At 66.6% G+C, this 17,416-nt stretch carries 18 protein-coding genes; 17 read left to right on the top strand and 1 reads right to left on the bottom strand.

Annotated features, from left to right (window positions below):
- Positions 1-36 precede the first annotated feature (36 nt).
- The 6 genes from OHA73_RS25795 to tuf all read left to right on the top strand — a co-directional run bounded on the left by OHA73_RS25795 (position 37) and on the right by tuf (position 9,211).
- Positions 37-3,936, top strand: coding sequence for a DNA-directed RNA polymerase subunit beta' (locus OHA73_RS25795; RefSeq protein WP_266713056.1), 3,900 nt, complete (start codon positions 37-39; stop codon positions 3,934-3,936).
- 119 nt (positions 3,937-4,055) lie between these two features.
- Positions 4,056-4,583 carry a DUF1707 and DUF4190 domain-containing protein gene (locus tag OHA73_RS25800; protein WP_266713058.1) on the top strand — a complete coding sequence of 176 codons (528 nt, stop codon included), beginning with the start codon at positions 4,056-4,058 and terminating at the stop codon, positions 4,581-4,583.
- A gap of 271 nt (positions 4,584-4,854) precedes the next feature.
- Positions 4,855-5,226, top strand: a complete 372-nt coding sequence (gene rpsL, locus OHA73_RS25805) for a 30S ribosomal protein S12 (protein ID WP_003948652.1) — start codon at positions 4,855-4,857, stop codon at positions 5,224-5,226.
- A 2-nt stretch (positions 5,227-5,228) separates the two neighbouring features.
- On the top strand, positions 5,229-5,699 hold the full coding sequence (gene rpsG / locus OHA73_RS25810) for a 30S ribosomal protein S7 (RefSeq protein WP_266713060.1): 471 nt from the start codon (positions 5,229-5,231) through the stop codon (positions 5,697-5,699).
- 39 nt (positions 5,700-5,738) lie between these two features.
- Positions 5,739-7,865 (top strand): elongation factor G, encoded by a 2,127-nt coding sequence (gene fusA, locus OHA73_RS25815; protein WP_266713062.1) that lies wholly within the window; start codon positions 5,739-5,741, stop codon positions 7,863-7,865.
- 152 nt (positions 7,866-8,017) lie between these two features.
- Positions 8,018-9,211, top strand: coding sequence for an elongation factor Tu (tuf, locus tag OHA73_RS25820; RefSeq protein WP_266713064.1), 1,194 nt, complete (start codon positions 8,018-8,020; stop codon positions 9,209-9,211).
- Between the two features lie 121 nt (positions 9,212-9,332).
- On the opposite strand, the gene OHA73_RS25825 is transcribed toward tuf, so the two are convergent.
- Positions 9,333-11,324 (bottom strand): PIG-L family deacetylase, encoded by a 1,992-nt coding sequence (locus tag OHA73_RS25825; protein WP_327656251.1) that lies wholly within the window; start codon positions 11,322-11,324, stop codon positions 9,333-9,335.
- 608 nt (positions 11,325-11,932) lie between these two features.
- Here OHA73_RS25825 and rpsJ point away from each other — a divergent pair.
- Genes rpsJ through rpsQ form a run of 11 tightly spaced genes read left to right on the top strand, consistent with a single transcriptional unit; the run spans position 11,933 to position 17,317 of the window.
- Positions 11,933-12,241, top strand: a complete 309-nt coding sequence (rpsJ, locus tag OHA73_RS25830; RefSeq protein WP_003948644.1) for a 30S ribosomal protein S10 — start codon at positions 11,933-11,935, stop codon at positions 12,239-12,241.
- 17 nt (positions 12,242-12,258) lie between these two features.
- Positions 12,259-12,903 carry a 50S ribosomal protein L3 gene (gene rplC, locus OHA73_RS25835; RefSeq protein WP_266713068.1) on the top strand — a complete coding sequence of 215 codons (645 nt, stop codon included), beginning with the start codon at positions 12,259-12,261 and terminating at the stop codon, positions 12,901-12,903.
- A 7-nt stretch (positions 12,904-12,910) separates the two neighbouring features.
- Complete coding sequence (gene rplD / locus OHA73_RS25840) at positions 12,911-13,564, top strand: 50S ribosomal protein L4 (RefSeq protein WP_266713070.1); 654 nt, start codon at positions 12,911-12,913, stop codon at positions 13,562-13,564.
- On the top strand, positions 13,564-13,983 hold the full coding sequence (gene rplW, locus OHA73_RS25845; RefSeq protein WP_266713072.1) for a 50S ribosomal protein L23: 420 nt from the start codon (positions 13,564-13,566) through the stop codon (positions 13,981-13,983). Before rplD ends, rplW begins: the two co-directional genes overlap by 1 nt.
- Before the next feature lie 38 nt (positions 13,984-14,021).
- Positions 14,022-14,858: a 50S ribosomal protein L2 gene (gene rplB, locus OHA73_RS25850; protein ID WP_266713074.1), complete on the top strand. Its 837-nt coding sequence runs from the start codon at positions 14,022-14,024 to the stop codon at positions 14,856-14,858.
- 12 nt (positions 14,859-14,870) lie between these two features.
- Entirely contained in the window at positions 14,871-15,152 is a 282-nt protein-coding gene (gene rpsS / locus OHA73_RS25855; RefSeq protein ID WP_266713077.1) for a 30S ribosomal protein S19, read from the top strand.
- 42 nt (positions 15,153-15,194) lie between these two features.
- On the top strand, positions 15,195-15,542 hold the full coding sequence (gene rplV, locus OHA73_RS25860) for a 50S ribosomal protein L22 (RefSeq protein WP_266713079.1): 348 nt from the start codon (positions 15,195-15,197) through the stop codon (positions 15,540-15,542).
- Positions 15,542-16,384, top strand: a complete 843-nt coding sequence (gene rpsC, locus OHA73_RS25865; protein WP_266713081.1) for a 30S ribosomal protein S3 — start codon at positions 15,542-15,544, stop codon at positions 16,382-16,384. The genes rplV and rpsC overlap by 1 nt, the downstream gene beginning before the upstream one ends.
- A gap of 5 nt (positions 16,385-16,389) precedes the next feature.
- Positions 16,390-16,809, top strand: a complete 420-nt coding sequence (gene rplP / locus OHA73_RS25870) for a 50S ribosomal protein L16 (RefSeq protein WP_018528356.1) — start codon at positions 16,390-16,392, stop codon at positions 16,807-16,809.
- Positions 16,809-17,033, top strand: a complete 225-nt coding sequence (rpmC, locus tag OHA73_RS25875; RefSeq protein ID WP_010036720.1) for a 50S ribosomal protein L29 — start codon at positions 16,809-16,811, stop codon at positions 17,031-17,033. The genes rplP and rpmC overlap by 1 nt, the downstream gene beginning before the upstream one ends.
- Positions 17,033-17,317, top strand: coding sequence for a 30S ribosomal protein S17 (rpsQ, locus tag OHA73_RS25880; RefSeq protein ID WP_266713085.1), 285 nt, complete (start codon positions 17,033-17,035; stop codon positions 17,315-17,317). The genes rpmC and rpsQ overlap by 1 nt, the downstream gene beginning before the upstream one ends.
- Positions 17,318-17,416: the final 99 nt, after the last annotated feature.

Here is a 17,416-nt window from a genome sequence, read left to right on the forward strand (position 1 = left end):
CCACAGACTTACAACCCTGAGAGGGATTGACGCATAGTGCTCGACGTCAACTTCTTCGATGAGCTCCGGATCGGTCTGGCCACCGCTGACGACATTCGTCAGTGGAGCCATGGCGAGGTCAAGAAGCCCGAGACCATCAACTACCGCACGCTCAAGCCGGAAAAGGACGGGCTCTTCTGCGAGAAGATCTTCGGTCCGACCCGGGACTGGGAGTGCTACTGCGGCAAGTACAAGCGCGTCCGCTTCAAGGGCATCATCTGCGAGCGCTGCGGCGTGGAGGTCACGCGCGCCAAGGTGCGTCGTGAGCGGATGGGCCACATCGAGTTGGCCGCCCCGGTCACTCACATCTGGTACTTCAAGGGCGTCCCGTCGCGCCTCGGCTACCTGCTCGACCTCGCCCCGAAGGACCTCGAGAAGGTCATCTACTTCGCGGCGTACATGATCACGTTCGTCGACGAGGAGCGTCGTACCCGCGACCTGCCCTCCCTCGAGGCGCACGTCCAGGTCGAGCGTCAGCAGGTCGAGAACCGTCGCGACTCCGACCTGGAGGCCCGCGCCAAGAAGCTCGAGACCGACCTGGCCGAGCTCGAGGCCGAGGGTGCCAAGGCCGATGTGCGCCGCAAGGTGCGCGAGGGTGCCGAGCGCGAGATGAAGCAGCTGCGCGACCGTGCGCAGCGCGAGATCGACCGTCTGGACGAGGTCTGGTCGCGCTTCAAGAACCTCAAGGTCCAGGACCTCGAGGGCGACGAGCTCCTCTACCGCGAGCTGCGTGACCGCTTCGGCACGTACTTCGACGGCTCGATGGGTGCCGCGGCGCTGCAGAAGCGCCTCGAGACCTTCGACCTCGAGGAGGAGGCCGAGCGTCTCCGCGAGATCATCCGTACCGGCAAGGGCCAGAAGAAGACCCGTGCGCTCAAGCGCCTCAAGGTCGTCTCCGCGTTCCTGCAGACCAGCAACAGCCCCAAGGGCATGGTGCTCGACTGCGTGCCGGTCATCCCGCCGGACCTGCGTCCGATGGTGCAGCTGGACGGTGGCCGCTTCGCGACCTCCGACCTGAACGACCTGTACCGCCGCGTCATCAACCGCAACAACCGCCTGAAGCGCCTTCTCGACCTCGGTGCGCCCGAGATCATCGTGAACAACGAGAAGCGCATGCTCCAGGAGGCCGTGGACGCCCTCTTCGACAACGGTCGTCGTGGTCGCCCGGTGACCGGTCCCGGTAACCGCCCGCTGAAGTCCCTGAGCGACATGCTCAAGGGCAAGCAGGGTCGTTTCCGTCAGAACCTTCTCGGTAAGCGTGTGGACTACTCCGCGCGTTCCGTGATCGTCGTCGGTCCGCAGCTGAAGCTGCACCAGTGTGGTCTCCCGAAGGCCATGGCGCTGGAGCTCTTCAAGCCGTTCGTGATGAAGCGTCTGGTCGACCTGAACCACGCGCAGAACATCAAGAGCGCCAAGCGCATGGTGGAGCGCGGCCGCACGGTCGTGTACGACGTCCTCGAAGAGGTCATCGCCGAGCACCCGGTTCTGCTGAACCGTGCTCCCACCCTGCACCGCCTCGGCATCCAGGCCTTCGAGCCGCAGCTGGTCGAGGGCAAGGCCATTCAGATCCACCCGCTCGTCTGCACCGCGTTCAACGCGGACTTCGACGGTGACCAGATGGCCGTGCACCTGCCGCTCTCCGCGGAGGCGCAGGCCGAGGCCCGCATCCTGATGCTGTCCTCGAACAACATCCTCAAGCCCGCCGACGGCCGTCCGGTGACGATGCCGACCCAGGACATGGTCCTCGGTCTGTTCTTCCTCACCACCGACGGTGAGCTCCGTGACGTCAAGGGCGAGGGCCGCGCGTTCGGCTCCACGGCCGAGGCGACCATGGCGTTCGACGCCGGCGAGCTGGCGCTCCAGTCGGCCGTCGACATCCGCTTCCCGGTGGGCACCATGCCGCCGCGCGGCTGGACCCCGCCGCCCGTCGAGGAGGGTGAGCCCGAGTACCAGCCGGGTGACAGCTTCCGGCTGCGGACGACCCTGGGCCGCGCGCTCTTCAACGAGCTGCTGCCCGAGGACTACCCGTTCGTCGACTACTCGGTGGGCAAGAAGCAGCTCGGCGAGATCGTCAACGACCTCGCGGAGCGCTACCCCAAGGTCATCGTGGCGGCGACGCTCGACAACCTGAAGGCGGCCGGCTTCTACTGGGGCACCCGCTCCGGCGTCACCGTGGCCATCTCCGACGTCGTCGTTCCCGAGGCGAAGAAGGAAATCGTCGCGGGCTACGAGGCGCAGGACGAGAAGGTCCAGAAGCAGTACGAGCGCGGTCTCATCACGAAGGAAGAGCGCACTCAGGAGCTCATCGCGATCTGGACCAAGGCGACCAATGAGGTCTCCGAGGCGATGAACGCGAACTTCCCGAAGACCAACCCCATCTTCATGATGGTTGACTCGGGTGCCCGAGGAAACATGATGCAGATGCGTCAGATCGCGGGTATGCGTGGTCTGGTGTCGAACGCCAAGAACGAGACGATCCCGCGTCCGATCAAGGCCTCCTTCCGTGAGGGCCTGTCGGTGCTGGAGTACTTCATCTCGACTCACGGTGCTCGTAAGGGTCTTGCGGACACGGCTCTGCGTACCGCCGACTCCGGTTACCTCACCCGTCGTCTGGTCGACGTCTCGCAGGACGTCATCATTCGCGAGGAGGACTGCGGCACCGACCGTGGCCTCAAGCTCCAGATCGCGGAGCGTGGCGCCGACGGCGTGCTGCGCAAGACCGAAGACGTCGAGACCAGCGTGTATGCCCGCATGCTCGCCGAGGACATCGTCGTCGACGGCAAGGTCATCGCGCCGGCCAACGTCGACCTGGGTGACGTGCTCATCGACGCCCTCGTCGCCCACGGCGTCGAGATCGTCAAGACCCGCTCGGTGCTCACCTGTGAGTCCGCGGTCGGCACCTGTGCCTTCTGCTACGGCCGCTCGCTGGCCACCGGCAAGCTGGTCGACATCGGTGAGGCGGTCGGCATCATCGCCGCCCAGTCCATCGGTGAGCCCGGTACCCAGCTGACGATGCGTACCTTCCACACCGGTGGTGTGGCGGGTGACGACATCACCCAGGGTCTGCCCCGTGTCGTCGAGCTCTTCGAGGCTCGTACGCCGAAGGGTGTCGCCCCGATCTCCGAGTCCGCGGGCCGTGTCCGCATTGAGGAGACCGAGAAGACCAAGAAGCTCGTCGTCACCCCCGACGACGGCAGCGACGAGATCCCGTTCCCGATCTCGAAGCGTGCCCGTCTGCTGGTGGGCGAGGGCGACCACGTCGAGGTCGGCCAGAAGCTGACCGTGGGTGCCACCAACCCGCACGACGTGCTGCGCATTCTGGGTCAGCGTGCGGTCCAGGTGCACCTGGTCGGCGAGGTCCAGAAGGTCTACAACTCGCAGGGTGTGTCGATCCACGACAAGCACATCGAGATCATCATCCGGCAGATGCTGCGCCGCGTGACGATCATCGAGTCCGGCGACGCCGAGCTGCTGCCCGGCGAGCTGGTCGAGCGCTCGAAGTTCGAGGGCGAGAACCGTCGTGTGGTCACCGAGGGCGGTCACCCCGCCTCCGGCCGTCCGCAGCTGATGGGTATCACCAAGGCCTCGCTGGCGACGGAATCCTGGCTGTCGGCCGCCTCCTTCCAGGAGACGACCCGAGTCCTGACGGATGCGGCGATCAACGCCAAGTCCGACAGCCTCATCGGCCTCAAGGAGAACGTCATCATCGGTAAGCTCATCCCGGCCGGTACGGGTCTGTCCCGCTACCGCAACATCCGGGTGGAGCCCACCGAGGAGGCCAAGGCCGCGATGTACTCGGCCGTCGGCTACGACGACATCGACTACTCGCCGTTCGGCACCGGCTCCGGCCAGGCCGTTCCGCTGGAGGACTACGACTACGGTCCGTACAACCAGTAGGCGAGCAGCTGCTTGAAACCGCAGGGCGGTCACCCCGGGTAGAACCGGGGTGGCCGCCCTGCGGCGTATTGACGCATGATGGACACCACAACATGTCCGGGTCCCGGGGGAGTGGTCTCGTGTCGAATCCGTCGTGGCAGCCGGTCCCGTGGCCGGGCCATCAGGGTCATCAGCCGTCGATGCTGGCCGCGCATGCGGACCGGGAGCGCGCCGTCGATGTGCTTCGCGCGGGGTTCGCGGAAGGACGGCTGCAGCAGAGCGAGTACGAGCGGCGGATCGAGCGGGCCTATCAGGCGCGCACCGTGGGGGAGCTGACCATGCTCGTCGCCGATCTGCCGCAGGGTCCTGCGCCCCAGCAGCAGATGCAGATGCAGCAGCCGATGATGGGCGTGCCCAGGACGTTCCTGCCGGCGCCCCCGCCGACCAACGGGAAGGCGATCGGGGCGCTGGTGTGCGGTGTGGGCACGTTCTTCAGTGCCGGGGCCTCGGCGATCCCCGCGGTGATCCTGGGCCACATGGCGCGCAAGGAGATCCGGGAGCGGGGCGAATCCGGCGACGGGATGGCGGTCGGCGGGCTGGTGCTCGGGTGGCTTTCCGTGGCGTTCTGGGCCCTGATCATCGTCGCGATCGTCGTCTCCGCGGCCTAGTCGCCACGAGCGGGGCGCCCGGCGTGTCCTGGCTCCGGGGTATTTGTTTTGACCACAGCGTATGAGATAGGTACGCTCAGACCTTGTGCCTGGGGTGTGCCTGGGCTCGTGTGCGTGTCATCTGCCGCACGGCGAGTCCGATCATGGCCACCGCAATCTGCCGCCTTCCCGCCTTCGGTGGGGGTCTGCAGTATTCGACACACCCGACCGCGTGGGTCGGGAAACGTTCCAGGTTAGCTTTACTACTCGGCACACAGAAACCGGAGAAGTAGTGCCTACGATCCAGCAGCTGGTCCGGAAGGGCCGGCAGGACAAGGTCGAGAAGAACAAGACGCCCGCGCTCGAGGGTTCGCCCCAGCGTCGTGGCGTCTGCACGCGTGTGTTCACGACCACCCCGAAGAAGCCGAACTCGGCCCTCCGTAAGGTCGCGCGTGTGCGTCTGACCAGCGGCATCGAGGTCACGGCCTACATTCCGGGTGAGGGACACAACCTGCAGGAGCACTCCATCGTGCTCGTGCGCGGCGGCCGTGTGAAGGACCTGCCCGGTGTTCGTTACAAGATCATCCGCGGTTCGCTTGACACCCAGGGTGTCAAGAACCGCAAGCAGGCCCGCAGCCGCTACGGCGCCAAGAAGGAGAAGTAAGAATGCCTCGTAAGGGCCCCGCCCCGAAGCGCCCGGTCATCATCGACCCGGTCTACGGTTCTCCTCTGGTGACCTCCCTCATCAACAAGGTGCTGCTGAACGGCAAGCGCTCCACCGCCGAGCGCATTGTGTACGGCGCCATGGAGGGCCTGCGTGAGAAGACCAGCAACGACCCGGTCATCACGCTGAAGCGCGCGCTTGAGAACATCAAGCCGACCCTCGAGGTCAAGTCCCGCCGTGTCGGTGGCGCGACCTACCAGGTGCCGATTGAGGTCAAGCCCGGCCGCGCCAACACCCTCGCGCTCCGCTGGCTCGTCGGCTACTCGCGCGCCCGTCGCGAGAAGACGATGACCGAGCGTCTGACGAACGAGCTGCTCGACGCCTCCAACGGCCTCGGTGCTGCCGTCAAGAAGCGCGAGGACACGCACAAGATGGCCGAGTCCAACAAGGCCTTCGCGCACTACCGCTGGTAGTCGCAACCCACATCGAGACCGAGAGAAGACTGAAGCCTTATGGCTACCACTTCACTTGACCTGGCCAAGGTCCGAAACATCGGCATCATGGCCCACATCGACGCGGGCAAGACGACCACCACTGAGCGGATCCTGTTCTACACCGGCGTCTCGTACAAGATCGGTGAGGTCCACGACGGCGCCGCCACGATGGACTGGATGGAGCAGGAGCAGGAGCGTGGCATCACGATCACGTCTGCTGCCACCACTTGCCACTGGCCGCTCGAGGACAACGACTACACGATCAACATCATCGACACCCCCGGGCACGTCGACTTCACCGTTGAGGTGGAGCGCTCCCTGCGTGTGCTCGATGGTGCCGTGACGGTGTTCGACGGTGTCGCCGGCGTTGAGCCGCAGTCCGAGACGGTGTGGCGTCAGGCCGACCGTTACGGCGTGCCGCGCATCTGCTTCGTCAACAAGCTGGACCGTACCGGCGCCGAGTTCCACCGCTGCGTGGACATGATCTCGGACCGCCTGGGCGCCCAGCCGCTCGTCATGCAGCTCCCCATCGGGGCCGAGGCCGACTTCCAGGGTGTCGTCGACCTCGTCACGATGAAGGCGTACGTCTGGTCGGCCGAGGCCGCCAAGGGCGAGGCCTACGACACCGTCGAGATCCCCGACACGCACAAGGAGGCTGCGGACGAGTACCGCGGCAAGCTCCTTGAGGCCGTCGCGGAGAACGACGAAGAGATCATGGAGCTGTACCTGGAGGGCCAGGAGCCCTCTGTGGAGCAGATGTACGCCGCGATCCGTCGTATCACCATCGCGTCCGGCAAGTCCGACGGCACCACGGTCACCCCGGTGTTCTGCGGTACCGCGTTCAAGAACAAGGGCGTTCAGCCCCTGCTCGACGCGGTCGTGCGCTACCTGCCGACTCCCCTTGACGTCGACTCCATCGAGGGTCACGACGTGAAGGACCCGGAGAAGGTCATCGCGCGCAAGCCGTCCGAGGACGAGCCGCTGTCGGCGCTCGCGTTCAAGATCGCGAGCGACCCGCACCTGGGCAAGCTCACCTTCATCCGGGTTTACTCGGGTCGCCTGGAGGCCGGCACTGCGGTGCTGAACTCCGTCAAGGGCAAGAAGGAGCGCATCGGCAAGATCTACCGCATGCACGCGAACAAGCGTGAGGAGATCGCGTCGGTGGGCGCCGGTGACATCGTCGCCGTCATGGGCCTGAAGCAGACCACCACCGGTGAGACGCTGTCCGACGACAAGAACCCGGTCATCCTGGAGTCCATGGACTTCCCGGCGCCGGTCATTCAGGTCGCCATCGAGCCCAAGTCCAAGGGTGACCAGGAGAAGCTGGGTGTTGCCATCCAGCGTCTCGCGGAGGAGGACCCCTCCTTCCAGGTGCACTCGGACGAGGAGACCGGCCAGACCATCATCGGTGGTATGGGCGAGCTCCACCTCGACGTGCTGGTCGACCGCATGCGTCGCGAGTTCCGCGTCGAGGCGAACGTCGGCAAGCCGCAGGTCGCGTACCGCGAGACCATCCGCAAGACGGTGGACAAGGTCGACTTCACGCACAAGAAGCAGACTGGTGGTACCGGCCAGTTCGCGAAGGTGCAGATCTCGATCGAGCCGATCGAGGGTGGCGACGCGAGCTACGAGTTCGTGAACAAGGTCACCGGTGGTCGTATCCCGAAGGAGTACATCCCTTCGGTCGACGCCGGCTGCCAGGAGGCCATGCAGTTCGGCATCCTCGCCGGTTACGAGATGACCGGTGTTCGCATCACGCTGCTCGACGGTGCCTTCCACGAGGTCGACTCCTCCGAGCTCGCCTTCAAGATCGCCGGTTCGCAGGCGTTCAAGGAGGCCGCGCGCAAGGCCGGTCCCGTGCTTCTCGAGCCGATGATGGCCGTCGAGGTCATCACGCCCGAGGACTACATGGGCGAGGTCATCGGCGACGTCAACTCCCGCCGTGGCCAGATCCAGGCCATGGAGGAGCGGATGGGCGCCCGGGTCGTCAAGGGCCTGGTCCCGCTCTCGGAGATGTTCGGCTACGTCGGAGACCTCCGCAGCAAGACGTCGGGTCGCGCGAGCTACTCGATGCAGTTCGACTCCTACGCCGAGGTTCCGCGGAACGTCGCCGAGGAGATCATCGCGAAGGCCAAGGGCGAGTAACTCACCCGAGTTCACGCTTTAGGCTTGACTCCGGAGCTCTTGGGGCATTTCCCGGCAACAGCCGCGAAATGCCCCGGGAACCCGGCTTTCCAGCAAAGATCACCTGGCGCCGATGAAGCAAGGCGTACAGAACCACTCCGCAGGAGGATTCAGTGGCGAAGGCAAAGTTCGAGCGGACTAAGCCGCACGTCAACATCGGCACCATCGGTCACATTGACCACGGTAAGACGACCCTCACGGCCGCCATTACCAAGGTGCTGCACGACGCGTACCCGGACCTGAACGAGGCCTCGGCCTTCGACCAGATCGACAAGGCTCCTGAGGAGCGCCAGCGCGGTATCACGATCTCGATCGCGCACGTCGAGTACCAGACCGAGGCGCGTCACTACGCCCACGTCGACTGCCCCGGTCACGCGGACTACATCAAGAACATGATCACGGGTGCCGCGCAGATGGACGGCGCCATCCTCGTGGTCGCCGCCACCGACGGCCCGATGCCGCAGACCAAGGAGCACGTGCTCCTGGCCCGCCAGGTCGGCGTTCCGTACATCGTTGTCGCCCTGAACAAGGCCGACATGGTGGACGACGAGGAGATCCTGGAGCTCGTCGAGCTCGAGGTCCGTGAGCTGCTCTCCGAGTACGAGTTCCCGGGCGACGACCTTCCGGTCATCAAGGTCTCGGCGCTCAAGGCGCTCGAGGGTGACAAGGAGTGGGGCGAGTCCGTCCTCAACCTGATGAAGGCCGTCGACGAGGCCATCCCGGCCCCCGAGCGTGACGTCGACAAGCCGTTCCTGATGCCGATCGAGGACGTCTTCACGATCACCGGTCGTGGCACGGTCGTCACCGGTCGTATCGAGCGTGGTGTCCTCAAGGTCAACGAGACCGTCGACATCATCGGCATCAAGACCGAGAAGACCACCACCACGGTCACCGGCATCGAGATGTTCCGCAAGCTGCTCGACGAGGGCCAGGCCGGTGAGAACGTCGGTCTCCTCCTCCGTGGCATCAAGCGCGAGGACGTCGAGCGCGGCCAGGTCATCATCAAGCCCGGTTCGGTCACGCCGCACACCGAGTTCGAGGCCCAGGCCTACATCCTGTCCAAGGACGAGGGTGGCCGCCACACGCCGTTCTTCAACAACTACCGTCCGCAGTTCTACTTCCGTACGACGGACGTGACGGGCGTTGTGACCCTCCCCGAGGGCACCGAGATGGTCATGCCGGGCGACAACACCGAGATGTCCGTCTCGCTGATCCAGCCCGTGGCCATGGAAGAGGGCCTGAAGTTCGCCATCCGTGAGGGTGGCCGGACCGTGGGCGCCGGCCAGGTCACCAAGATCAACAAGTAAGTCTCACTTACCTGTTGGGCTTGATGCCTGGTAGCTCCTAGAGCACCTGAGAGGGCCCGTACGACTTCGGTCGTACGGGCCCTTTCTGCTGTCCTCCTGCGTTGCTGTGTTCCTACGTGGGTCAGGCCCGCGCCTGCGTCGGCCGCCACAGCCACGGCCGGGCGTCGGGGGAGAGGCCCGCGGCGGCCGGGCCGCGGGCGGTCAGGGCCAGGGCCGGTCCTTCCAGGGTGGCCGGCGCCGTGCTCGGGCGGATGGTGCGGCCTGCGTGGTGCAGTCGGACGTTCCCGTCGGTGTCACGGCCGAGGAGATACGCGCCCGCTGCCGCCACCGGCCCGTAGCCGGGGAAGTCGACGTGCGGGCCGCCGCTGGACAGCAACTCGGCGGACGCCGGAGGCCGGTAGTAGAGGCGGTCGCCGGACGCGGCGACGGCGTCGGCGGGCGCGGGCAGGCCGGACAGCGGCGCGGGGCCCCGCGGCGTCCAGTGGTGGACGGTGTCACGGCCCGCGGCGTAGACGTGCACCTCGCCGTCGTCGCCGACGACCGCCGTGAGCCCGTCCTGGACCGGCCCACCGCCGAGCTCGCGCCACGGGGACCAGCCCCCGGACCTGTCGCGCACCCGCGTGCTGATGCCCTGCCCCGCATTGCGTACGAAGACGTGGACGCGGCCGTCCGGAGCGGTGGCCGCCACCGGGACGCCGATGCGGCGGGCGCGGTCGGGCTCGCTCTCCGGGTTGCCTAGGCCCATCCACGCCTGTCGTTCCAGGGCCACGATCTCGCGCACGTCGGCGCCGTCCTGGACGGACGCGAGGCGCAGGCCGACGACGAGGTGGCGCCCGTCGGGGAGCGCGACGGCCGTGAGGGACGGGGTGAGCGGGCCACCGCCGAGGTCGGCAGGGGCGCCGAACTCACCGTCCTTCTCGGTGTAGCGGACGGCGCGCAGCCCCAGCACGCCGTACGCGGTGAGCCGTCCGTCGGCGTTCGGGACGAGGGCGAGCCGGGGCCCCGGATAGCGGTAGTGGGTGGCGCGGACCCAGCCCTTGCGGTTGGTGAGGGGGCGGTCGCCGCCGACGTTGTAGTCGCCGCAGCCGGAGGGGTTGCCGCAGCTCCAGTCGGGGGCGGCGCCGTACGGGACGAGCTGGGCGGCCTTCTCCTCAAGCACCTGCGGCGGCAGATTCTTCGGCCAGTGGTTGTTGTAGTAGCCGCGGAAGGCGGTCGCGGCGAACGCGGGCGGCCCGCCCTTGGCGCGCTGTGTCCAGCGGATCAGTGCGGCCCAGCTGAAACAGGCGACGGCCGTGTGGTCGGCGTGGTCGGAGTAGCCCGGCTGCTCGCTGTCGCGTATTCGTGTGAGCCGGTCGCTGTGCTGGATGTCGGGGTCCGGGTCGAGGGTGTGCACGAGGGTCGGGCGGTACCGCTCGAAGAGCGCGACGAGCACGTCGACCAGGGATGCGCGGTCGTACGTCTGGACGGCGCCCAGCGGGGACCCGACGGGGACGAGGGTGCGCAGCAGGAGGCCCGGTTCGCGCCAGAGCGCGGGGACGCCCATATGGCCCTCCGGGGTGTGCATGCCGAGGTTCAGATGTACCAACTCGACGCTGTGGCCCCGGTGTTGGAGCGAGTCGACCTCGACCTGGAAGCCGCCGGGCAGCTGGACGGCGCTCGTGGTCCAGCGGGTGAAGGCGGGCAGGCCGAGCTGGGTCGCGTACGTCTGGCGCAGGCCTTGGTGGCGGGCGGAGGAGTACGCCGCCTTGTCGGGGGCCGGGTCGCGGTCGGCCGGTGTCTTGTTGCGGCCGTCGGCCTCGCCCGCGGTGACGTACACGCAGACGACAGGGGTGCCCGCATCCAGGGCGTGCCGGGTGTCCGGGTTCATGAAGTACAGGTCGTCGTCGGGGTGGGCGAGGACCTGGAGCAGCAGGGCGCGCTCGGCCTGTGCGGCGGCGCGGCCGGTGGCGGGGGAGGGGATCGTGGCGCGGGGCGGTGGCACGGTGGAGGTGCGGGAGCAGGCGGTGAGGGTGCCCGCGGCAGCGAGCGCGGCGACGCCCAGGAGGGTGCTCCGGCGGGCGGGGCCGCGCCCAACGGGTATGCAGGGGTGGGGTGTTGCAGGTCTTTCCCGCACGGTGGCGCTCACTCCGTTCGCTGCCGAGGCAGCGTTCGGGGGTGGTGCGCTCGCCTCTGTTCAGGTGGTTCACCTCAACAGAGGGGGAATGGGATGCTCGGGTTCCGCTGAAGATCCGCCACAGACAAACACGCGAATCTCTGTCGACACCGGCCAAGCGGGTTCCGGTGCGCGCGGGACACGGCCACCCCTGGTTTGACCTTCGTCACTGAAGGGGTACTCTCTTCGGCTCGATTGGCCCCGGACGTGCCCTGTATGGCAGACTGTCGGGGTTGCTCGGTTGAGTGCCGATGCTGCGCGCCTCCCGCCGGGAGGACCGGAAGCGAGTCCCACAGTACTCGTCGGCTGTATCTATCCCTCGGGGTAGCAATCGGCCGGACGTACGGGAATCTTTCGGGAAGCGTCAGCGAGGTTCCTCGGCCAGGCGCTCGGTGGGTTTCTTCCCCCGTGTACATGCGGTTCAGGCCGCAGACCCCTTAGCAGGGACATCCATGCGGATATTTCTGTGAGCGGGACTGCGACACGCCCGACCGCGTGGGGCGGAGGAAGTGTGAAACAGGGCCCCTCGAGTTCCAGAGCGTTATGAGAGACAGGACTACTAAGTAGCCATGGCGGGACAGAAGATCCGCATCCGGCTCAAGGCCTACGACCACGAGGTCATCGACTCCTCGGCGAAGAAGATCGTCGAGACGGTGACCCGCACTGGTGCGTCGGTCGCAGGCCCGGTGCCGCTGCCTACCGAGAAGAACGTGTACTGCGTCATCAAGTCGCCGCACAAGTACAAGGATTCTCGCGAGCACTTCGAGATGCGCACGCACAAGCGCCTCATCGACATCCTCGACCCGACTCCGAAGACCGTTGACTCCCTGATGCGACTCGACCTTCCGGCCGGCGTCGACATCGAGATCAAGCTCTGAGGGCCGGTGATCTGAAGATGACTAAGCAGATCAAGGGCATCCTGGGCGAGAAGCTCGGCATGACGCAGGTGTGGGACGAGAACAACCGTGTTGTTCCGGTCACCGTCGTCAAGGCCGGTCCGAACGTGATCACCCAGGTTCGCACCAACGACGTAGACGGTTACGACTCCGTCCAGCTCGCCTTCGGCGAGATCGACCCGCGCAAGGTGAACAAGCCCCTCAAGGGCCACTTCGCCAAGGCCGATGTCACCCCCCGTCGCCACCTCGTCGAGATTCGTACGCCGGACGCGTCCGAGTACGCCCTCGGCCAGGAGATCACCGCTGAGGTGTTCGACGGCGGCGTGAAGGTCGACGTGACCGGCCAGAGCAAGGGCAAGGGCTTCGCCGGTGGCATGAAGCGGCACAACTTCAAGGGCGGCAAGGCCTCCCACGGTGCCCACCGCATCCACCGCAAGCCGGGCTCCATTGGCGGTTGCGCCACCCCCGGCCGTGTGTTCAAGGGCACCCGCATGGCGGGCCGCATGGGCAACGAGCGGGTCACCACCCAGAACCTGACCGTCCACGCCGTTGACGCGGAGAAGGGTCTGCTGCTCATCAAGGGCGCGGTTCCTGGTCCGAACGGCGGCCTCGTCCTGGTCCGTACTGCGACCAAGGGGGCCTGAGGTAACGATGAGCACTGTTGACATCCTTTCGCCGGCAGGCGACAAGACCGGGACGGTGGAGCTCCCCGCGGAGATCTTCGACGTCGAGAAGATCAGCGTTCCGCTGCTTCACCAGGTTGTCGTCGCCCAGCTGGCCGCTGCCCGCCAGGGCACGCACAAGACCAAGCGCCGCGGCGAAGTCCGTGGTGGTGGCAAGAAGCCGTACCGCCAGAAGGGCACCGGCCGCGCCCGTCAGGGTTCGACCCGTGCGCCGCAGTTCGCCGGCGGTGGCGTCGTCCACGGCCCGCAGCCGCGTGACTACTCGCAGCGGACCCCGAAGAAGATGAAGGCCGCGGCCCTGCGCCACGCCCTCACCGACCGGGCCCGCAACGCTCGCATCCACGTCGTCACCGGCGTGGTCGAGGGTGCGGTTTCCACCAAGGCCGCGAAGTCGCTGCTCGGGAAGGTCAGCGAGCGCAAGAACGTGCTCCTGGTCATCGACCGCGCCGACGAGGCCTCGCTGCTCTCCGCTCGCAACCTGCCCCAGGTCCACATCCTGGAGCCGGGCCAGCTGAACACGTACGACGTTCTCGTCTCGGACGACGTGGTCTTCACCCAGGCCGCTTTCGAGTCCTTCGTGTCTGGCCCCAAGGCCGCTGACACCGAAGGGAGCGAAGCCTGATGGCTACGCGTCACCCGAGCATTGCCTCGAAGGCCGCCAAGGCCGCCAAGGCAGCGCGCGTCGCGAAGGCGAAGCGCATTGCCACCGAGGGCAAGATCGCCGTTGAGCCCACTCCGCTGAGCAAGTCCTTCTCGGACCCGCGCGACGTCCTCGTCAAGCCGGTCGTCTCCGAGAAGTCGTACGCGCTTCTCGACGAGGGCAAGTACACGTTCGTCGTGGCCCCGGGCGCCAACAAGACCCAGATCAAGCAGGCCGTCGAGGCGGTCTTCTCGGTCAAGGTCACCGGCGTCAACACGATCAACCGTCAGGGCAAGCGGAAGCGTACGCGCACCGGGTTCGGCAAGCGTGCCGACACCAAGCGCGCCATCGTGACCCTCGCTGAGGGCGACCGTATCGACATCTTCGGCCAGGCCTCCTAACGGAGACCCTGGTCCGAATATCGGACGAGGACTGAGAAATGGGAATCCGCAAGTACAAGCCGACGACGCCGGGCCGCCGTGGCTCCTCCGTCGCCGACTTCGTCGAGGTAACGCGGTCCACGCCGGAGAAGTCGCTGGTCCGCCCGCTGCACAGCAAGGGCGGCCGTAACAACGCCGGTCGGATCACCGTTCGCCACCAGGGTGGTGGACACAAGCGCGCCTTCCGAGTGATCGACTTCCGTCGTCACGACAAGGACGGCGTGCCGGCGAAGGTCGCTCACATCGAGTACGACCCGAACCGCACTGCGCGCATCGCGCTTCTGCACTACGCGGACGGCGAGAAGCGCTACATCCTGGCCCCGCGCGGTCTCGCGCAGGGCGCCAAGGTGGAGAACGGCCCCGCTGCCGACATCAAGCCCGGTAACAACCTGGCGCTCCGCAACATCCCGGTCGGTACCACGATCCACGCGATCGAGCTCCGTCCCGGTGGTGGCGCCAAGTTCGCCCGCTCCGCGGGTGCCTCCGTGCAGCTGCTCGCGAAGGAGGGCTCGATGGCCCACCTTCGTATGCCCTCCGGCGAGATCCGCCTGGTCGACGTGCGCTGCCGCGCCACCGTCGGCGAGGTCGGCAACGCCGAGCAGAGCAACATCAACTGGGGCAAGGCCGGCCGCATGCGCTGGAAGGGCGTCCGCCCGACCGTGCGTGGTGTCGTCATGAACCCGGTTGACCACCCGCACGGTGGTGGTGAAGGCAAGACCTCCGGTGGTCGCCACCCGGTCTCGCCGTGGGGCCAGAAGGAGGGTCGTACTCGTGATCGCAACAAGGCGAGCAACAAGTACATCGTCCGCCGCCGCAAGTCGAACAAGAAGCGCTAGGAGCGGGTTTAGATGCCGCGCAGTCTCAAGAAGGGACCCTTCGTCGACGGCCACCTCGTGAAGAAGGTGGACGTACAGAACGAAGCCGGTTCCAAGAACGTCATCAAGACCTGGTCCCGCCGCTCGATGATCATTCCCAGCATGCTGGGTCACACGATCGCGGTGCACAACGGCAAGACCCACATCCCGGTGTTCGTCACCGAGTCGATGGTCGGCCACAAGCTCGGCGAGTTCTCGCCGACGCGCACCTTCCGGGGTCACGTCAAGGACGACCGGAAGTCGAAGCGCCGCTAAGGCGGGGTGGAATCGACTATGACTAACACCGAAGGGACAACCATGGAAGCCAGGGCCCAGGCGCGGTACATCCGCGTCACGCCCATGAAGGCCCGCCGCGTGGTGGACCTCATCCGTGGCATGGACGCCACGGAGGCTCAGGCGGTCCTGCGATTCGCCCCGCAGGCCGCGAGCCAGCCGGTGGGCAAGGTGCTCGACAGCGCCATCGCCAACGCCGCGCACAACTACGACCACCCTGACGCCTCTTCGCTGGTCATCAGCGAGGCGTATGTGGACGAGGGCCCGACCCTGAAGCGGTTCCGTCCGCGTGCTCAGGGCCGTGCCTACCGGATCCGTAAGCGGACCAGCCACATCACCGTGGTCGTCAGCAGCAAGGAAGGAACCCGGTAATGGGCCAGAAGGTAAACCCGCACGGGTTCCGGCTCGGTGTCACGACCGACTTCAAGTCGCGTTGGTACGCCGACAAGCTGTACAAGGACTACGTCAAGGAAGACGTCGCCATCCGTCGGATGATGACGTCCGGCATGGAGCGCGCCGGCATCTCGAAGGTTGAGATCGAGCGCACCCGTGACCGCGTGCGGGTGGACATCCACACCGCTCGTCCCGGCATCGTCATCGGCCGCCGTGGCGCCGAGGCCGACCGCATCCGCGGTGACCTCGAGAAGCTCACGGGCAAGCAGGTCCAGCTGAACATCCTCGAGGTCAAGAGCCCCGAGACCGATGCTCAGCTGGTTGCCCAGGCCGTTGCCGAGCAGCTGTCCTCCCGCGTCTCCTTCCGTCGCGCCATGCGTAAGAGCATGCAGGGCACGATGAAGGCCGGCGCCAAGGGCATCAAGATCCAGTGTGGCGGTCGTCTCGGCGGTGCCGAGATGTCCCGTTCGGAGTTCTACCGCGAGGGCCGCGTGCCCCTGCACACGCTCCGCGCCAACGTGGACTACGGCTTCTTCGAGGCCAAGACGACCTTCGGCCGCATCGGCGTGAAGGTCTGGATCTACAAGGGCGACGTCAAGAACATCGCCGAGGTTCGCGCCGAGAACGCCGCGGCCCGCGCCGGTAACCGTCCGGCCCGTGGCGGTAACGACCGCCCGGCCCGTGGTGGTGGCCGTGGTGGCGAGCGTGGCGGTCGCGGTCGTAAGCCGCAGCAGCAGTCCGCGCCGGCAGCCGAGGCCCCCAAGGCCGACGCTCCCGCCGCTGCCGCTCCGGCTGCTGAGAGCACCGGAACGGAGGCCTGACCGAAATGCTGATCCCCCGTAGGGTCAAGCACCGCAAGCAGCACCACCCGAAGCGCAGCGGTATGTCCAAGGGTGGCACGCAGGTTGCGTTCGGTGAGTACGGCATTCAGGCCCTCACCCCGGCGTACGTGACGAACCGTCAGATCGAGGCCGCTCGTATCGCCATGACGCGTCACATCAAGCGTGGCGGCAAGGTCTGGATCAACATTTACCCGGACCGCCCCCTCACCAAGAAGCCTGCCGAGACCCGCATGGGTTCCGGTAAGGGTTCCCCGGAGTGGTGGGTCGCCAACGTCAAGCCCGGACGCGTGATGTTCGAGCTGTCGTACCCCAACGAGAAGACCGCGCGCGAGGCGCTGACTCGTGCGGCTCACAAGCTGCCGATGAAGTGCAAGATCGTCAAGCGCGAGGCAGGTGAAGCGTGATGTCGGCCGGAACCAAGGCGTCTGAGCTGCGCGAGCTGGGCAACGAGGAGCTCCTCAACAAGCTCCGCGAAGCCAAGGAAGAGCTGTTCAACCTCCGCTTCCAGGCGGCGACGGGTCAGCTCGAGAACCACGGCCGGCTCAAGGCCGTCCGTAAGGACATCGCGCGGATCTACACCCTCATGCGCGAGCGCGAGCTGGGCATCGAGACGGTGGAGAGCGCCTGATGAGCGAGAAGACTGTGACTGAAGAGACCGCCGCCCGCGGCTTCCGCAAGACCCGTGAGGGCCTTGTTGTCAGCGACAAGATGGACAAGACCGTCGTCGTCGCTGTCGAGGACCGCGTCAAGCACGCCCTGTACGGCAAGGTCATCCGCCGTACGAACAAGCTCAAGGCGCACGACGAGCAGAACGCTGCCGGCGTCGGCGACCGCGTCCTCCTGATGGAGACGCGTCCGCTGTCGGCGAGCAAGCGCTGGCGCATCGTCGAGATCCTCGAGAAGGCCAAGTAATTCTCTGAGGGGTATCCCTCAGGGTTCGTTCCGCCAGGCTCGGTGCAGAAGCGCTAGTCACTAGCGCTTCTGCACCGGGAACCGGCAGACAAACAGGAG

The organism is Streptomyces sp. NBC_00483 (assembly GCF_036013745.1).
Classification (GTDB): domain Bacteria; phylum Actinomycetota; class Actinomycetes; order Streptomycetales; family Streptomycetaceae; genus Streptomyces.

Excerpts from the sequence above, each read along its gene's own strand:
- rpsG (WP_266713060.1), top strand. The coding sequence starts at position 5,229 with ATGCCTCGTAAGGGCCCCGCCCCGAAGCGCCCGGTCATCATCGACCCG.
- fusA (WP_266713062.1), top strand. The coding sequence starts at position 5,739 with ATGGCTACCACTTCACTTGACCTGGCCAAGGTCCGAAACATCGGCATC.
- rpsJ (WP_003948644.1), top strand. The coding sequence starts at position 11,933 with ATGGCGGGACAGAAGATCCGCATCCGGCTCAAGGCCTACGACCACGAG.
- rplC (WP_266713068.1), top strand. The coding sequence starts at position 12,259 with ATGACTAAGCAGATCAAGGGCATCCTGGGCGAGAAGCTCGGCATGACG.
- rplD (WP_266713070.1), top strand. The coding sequence starts at position 12,911 with ATGAGCACTGTTGACATCCTTTCGCCGGCAGGCGACAAGACCGGGACG.
- rplW (WP_266713072.1), top strand. The coding sequence starts at position 13,564 with ATGGCTACGCGTCACCCGAGCATTGCCTCGAAGGCCGCCAAGGCCGCC.
- rplB (WP_266713074.1), top strand. The coding sequence starts at position 14,022 with ATGGGAATCCGCAAGTACAAGCCGACGACGCCGGGCCGCCGTGGCTCC.
- rpsS (WP_266713077.1), top strand. The coding sequence starts at position 14,871 with ATGCCGCGCAGTCTCAAGAAGGGACCCTTCGTCGACGGCCACCTCGTG.
- rplV (WP_266713079.1), top strand. The coding sequence starts at position 15,195 with ATGGAAGCCAGGGCCCAGGCGCGGTACATCCGCGTCACGCCCATGAAG.
- rpsC (WP_266713081.1), top strand. The coding sequence starts at position 15,542 with ATGGGCCAGAAGGTAAACCCGCACGGGTTCCGGCTCGGTGTCACGACC.
- rplP (WP_018528356.1), top strand. The coding sequence starts at position 16,390 with ATGCTGATCCCCCGTAGGGTCAAGCACCGCAAGCAGCACCACCCGAAG.
- rpmC (WP_010036720.1), top strand. The coding sequence starts at position 16,809 with ATGTCGGCCGGAACCAAGGCGTCTGAGCTGCGCGAGCTGGGCAACGAG.
- rpsQ (WP_266713085.1), top strand. The coding sequence starts at position 17,033 with ATGAGCGAGAAGACTGTGACTGAAGAGACCGCCGCCCGCGGCTTCCGC.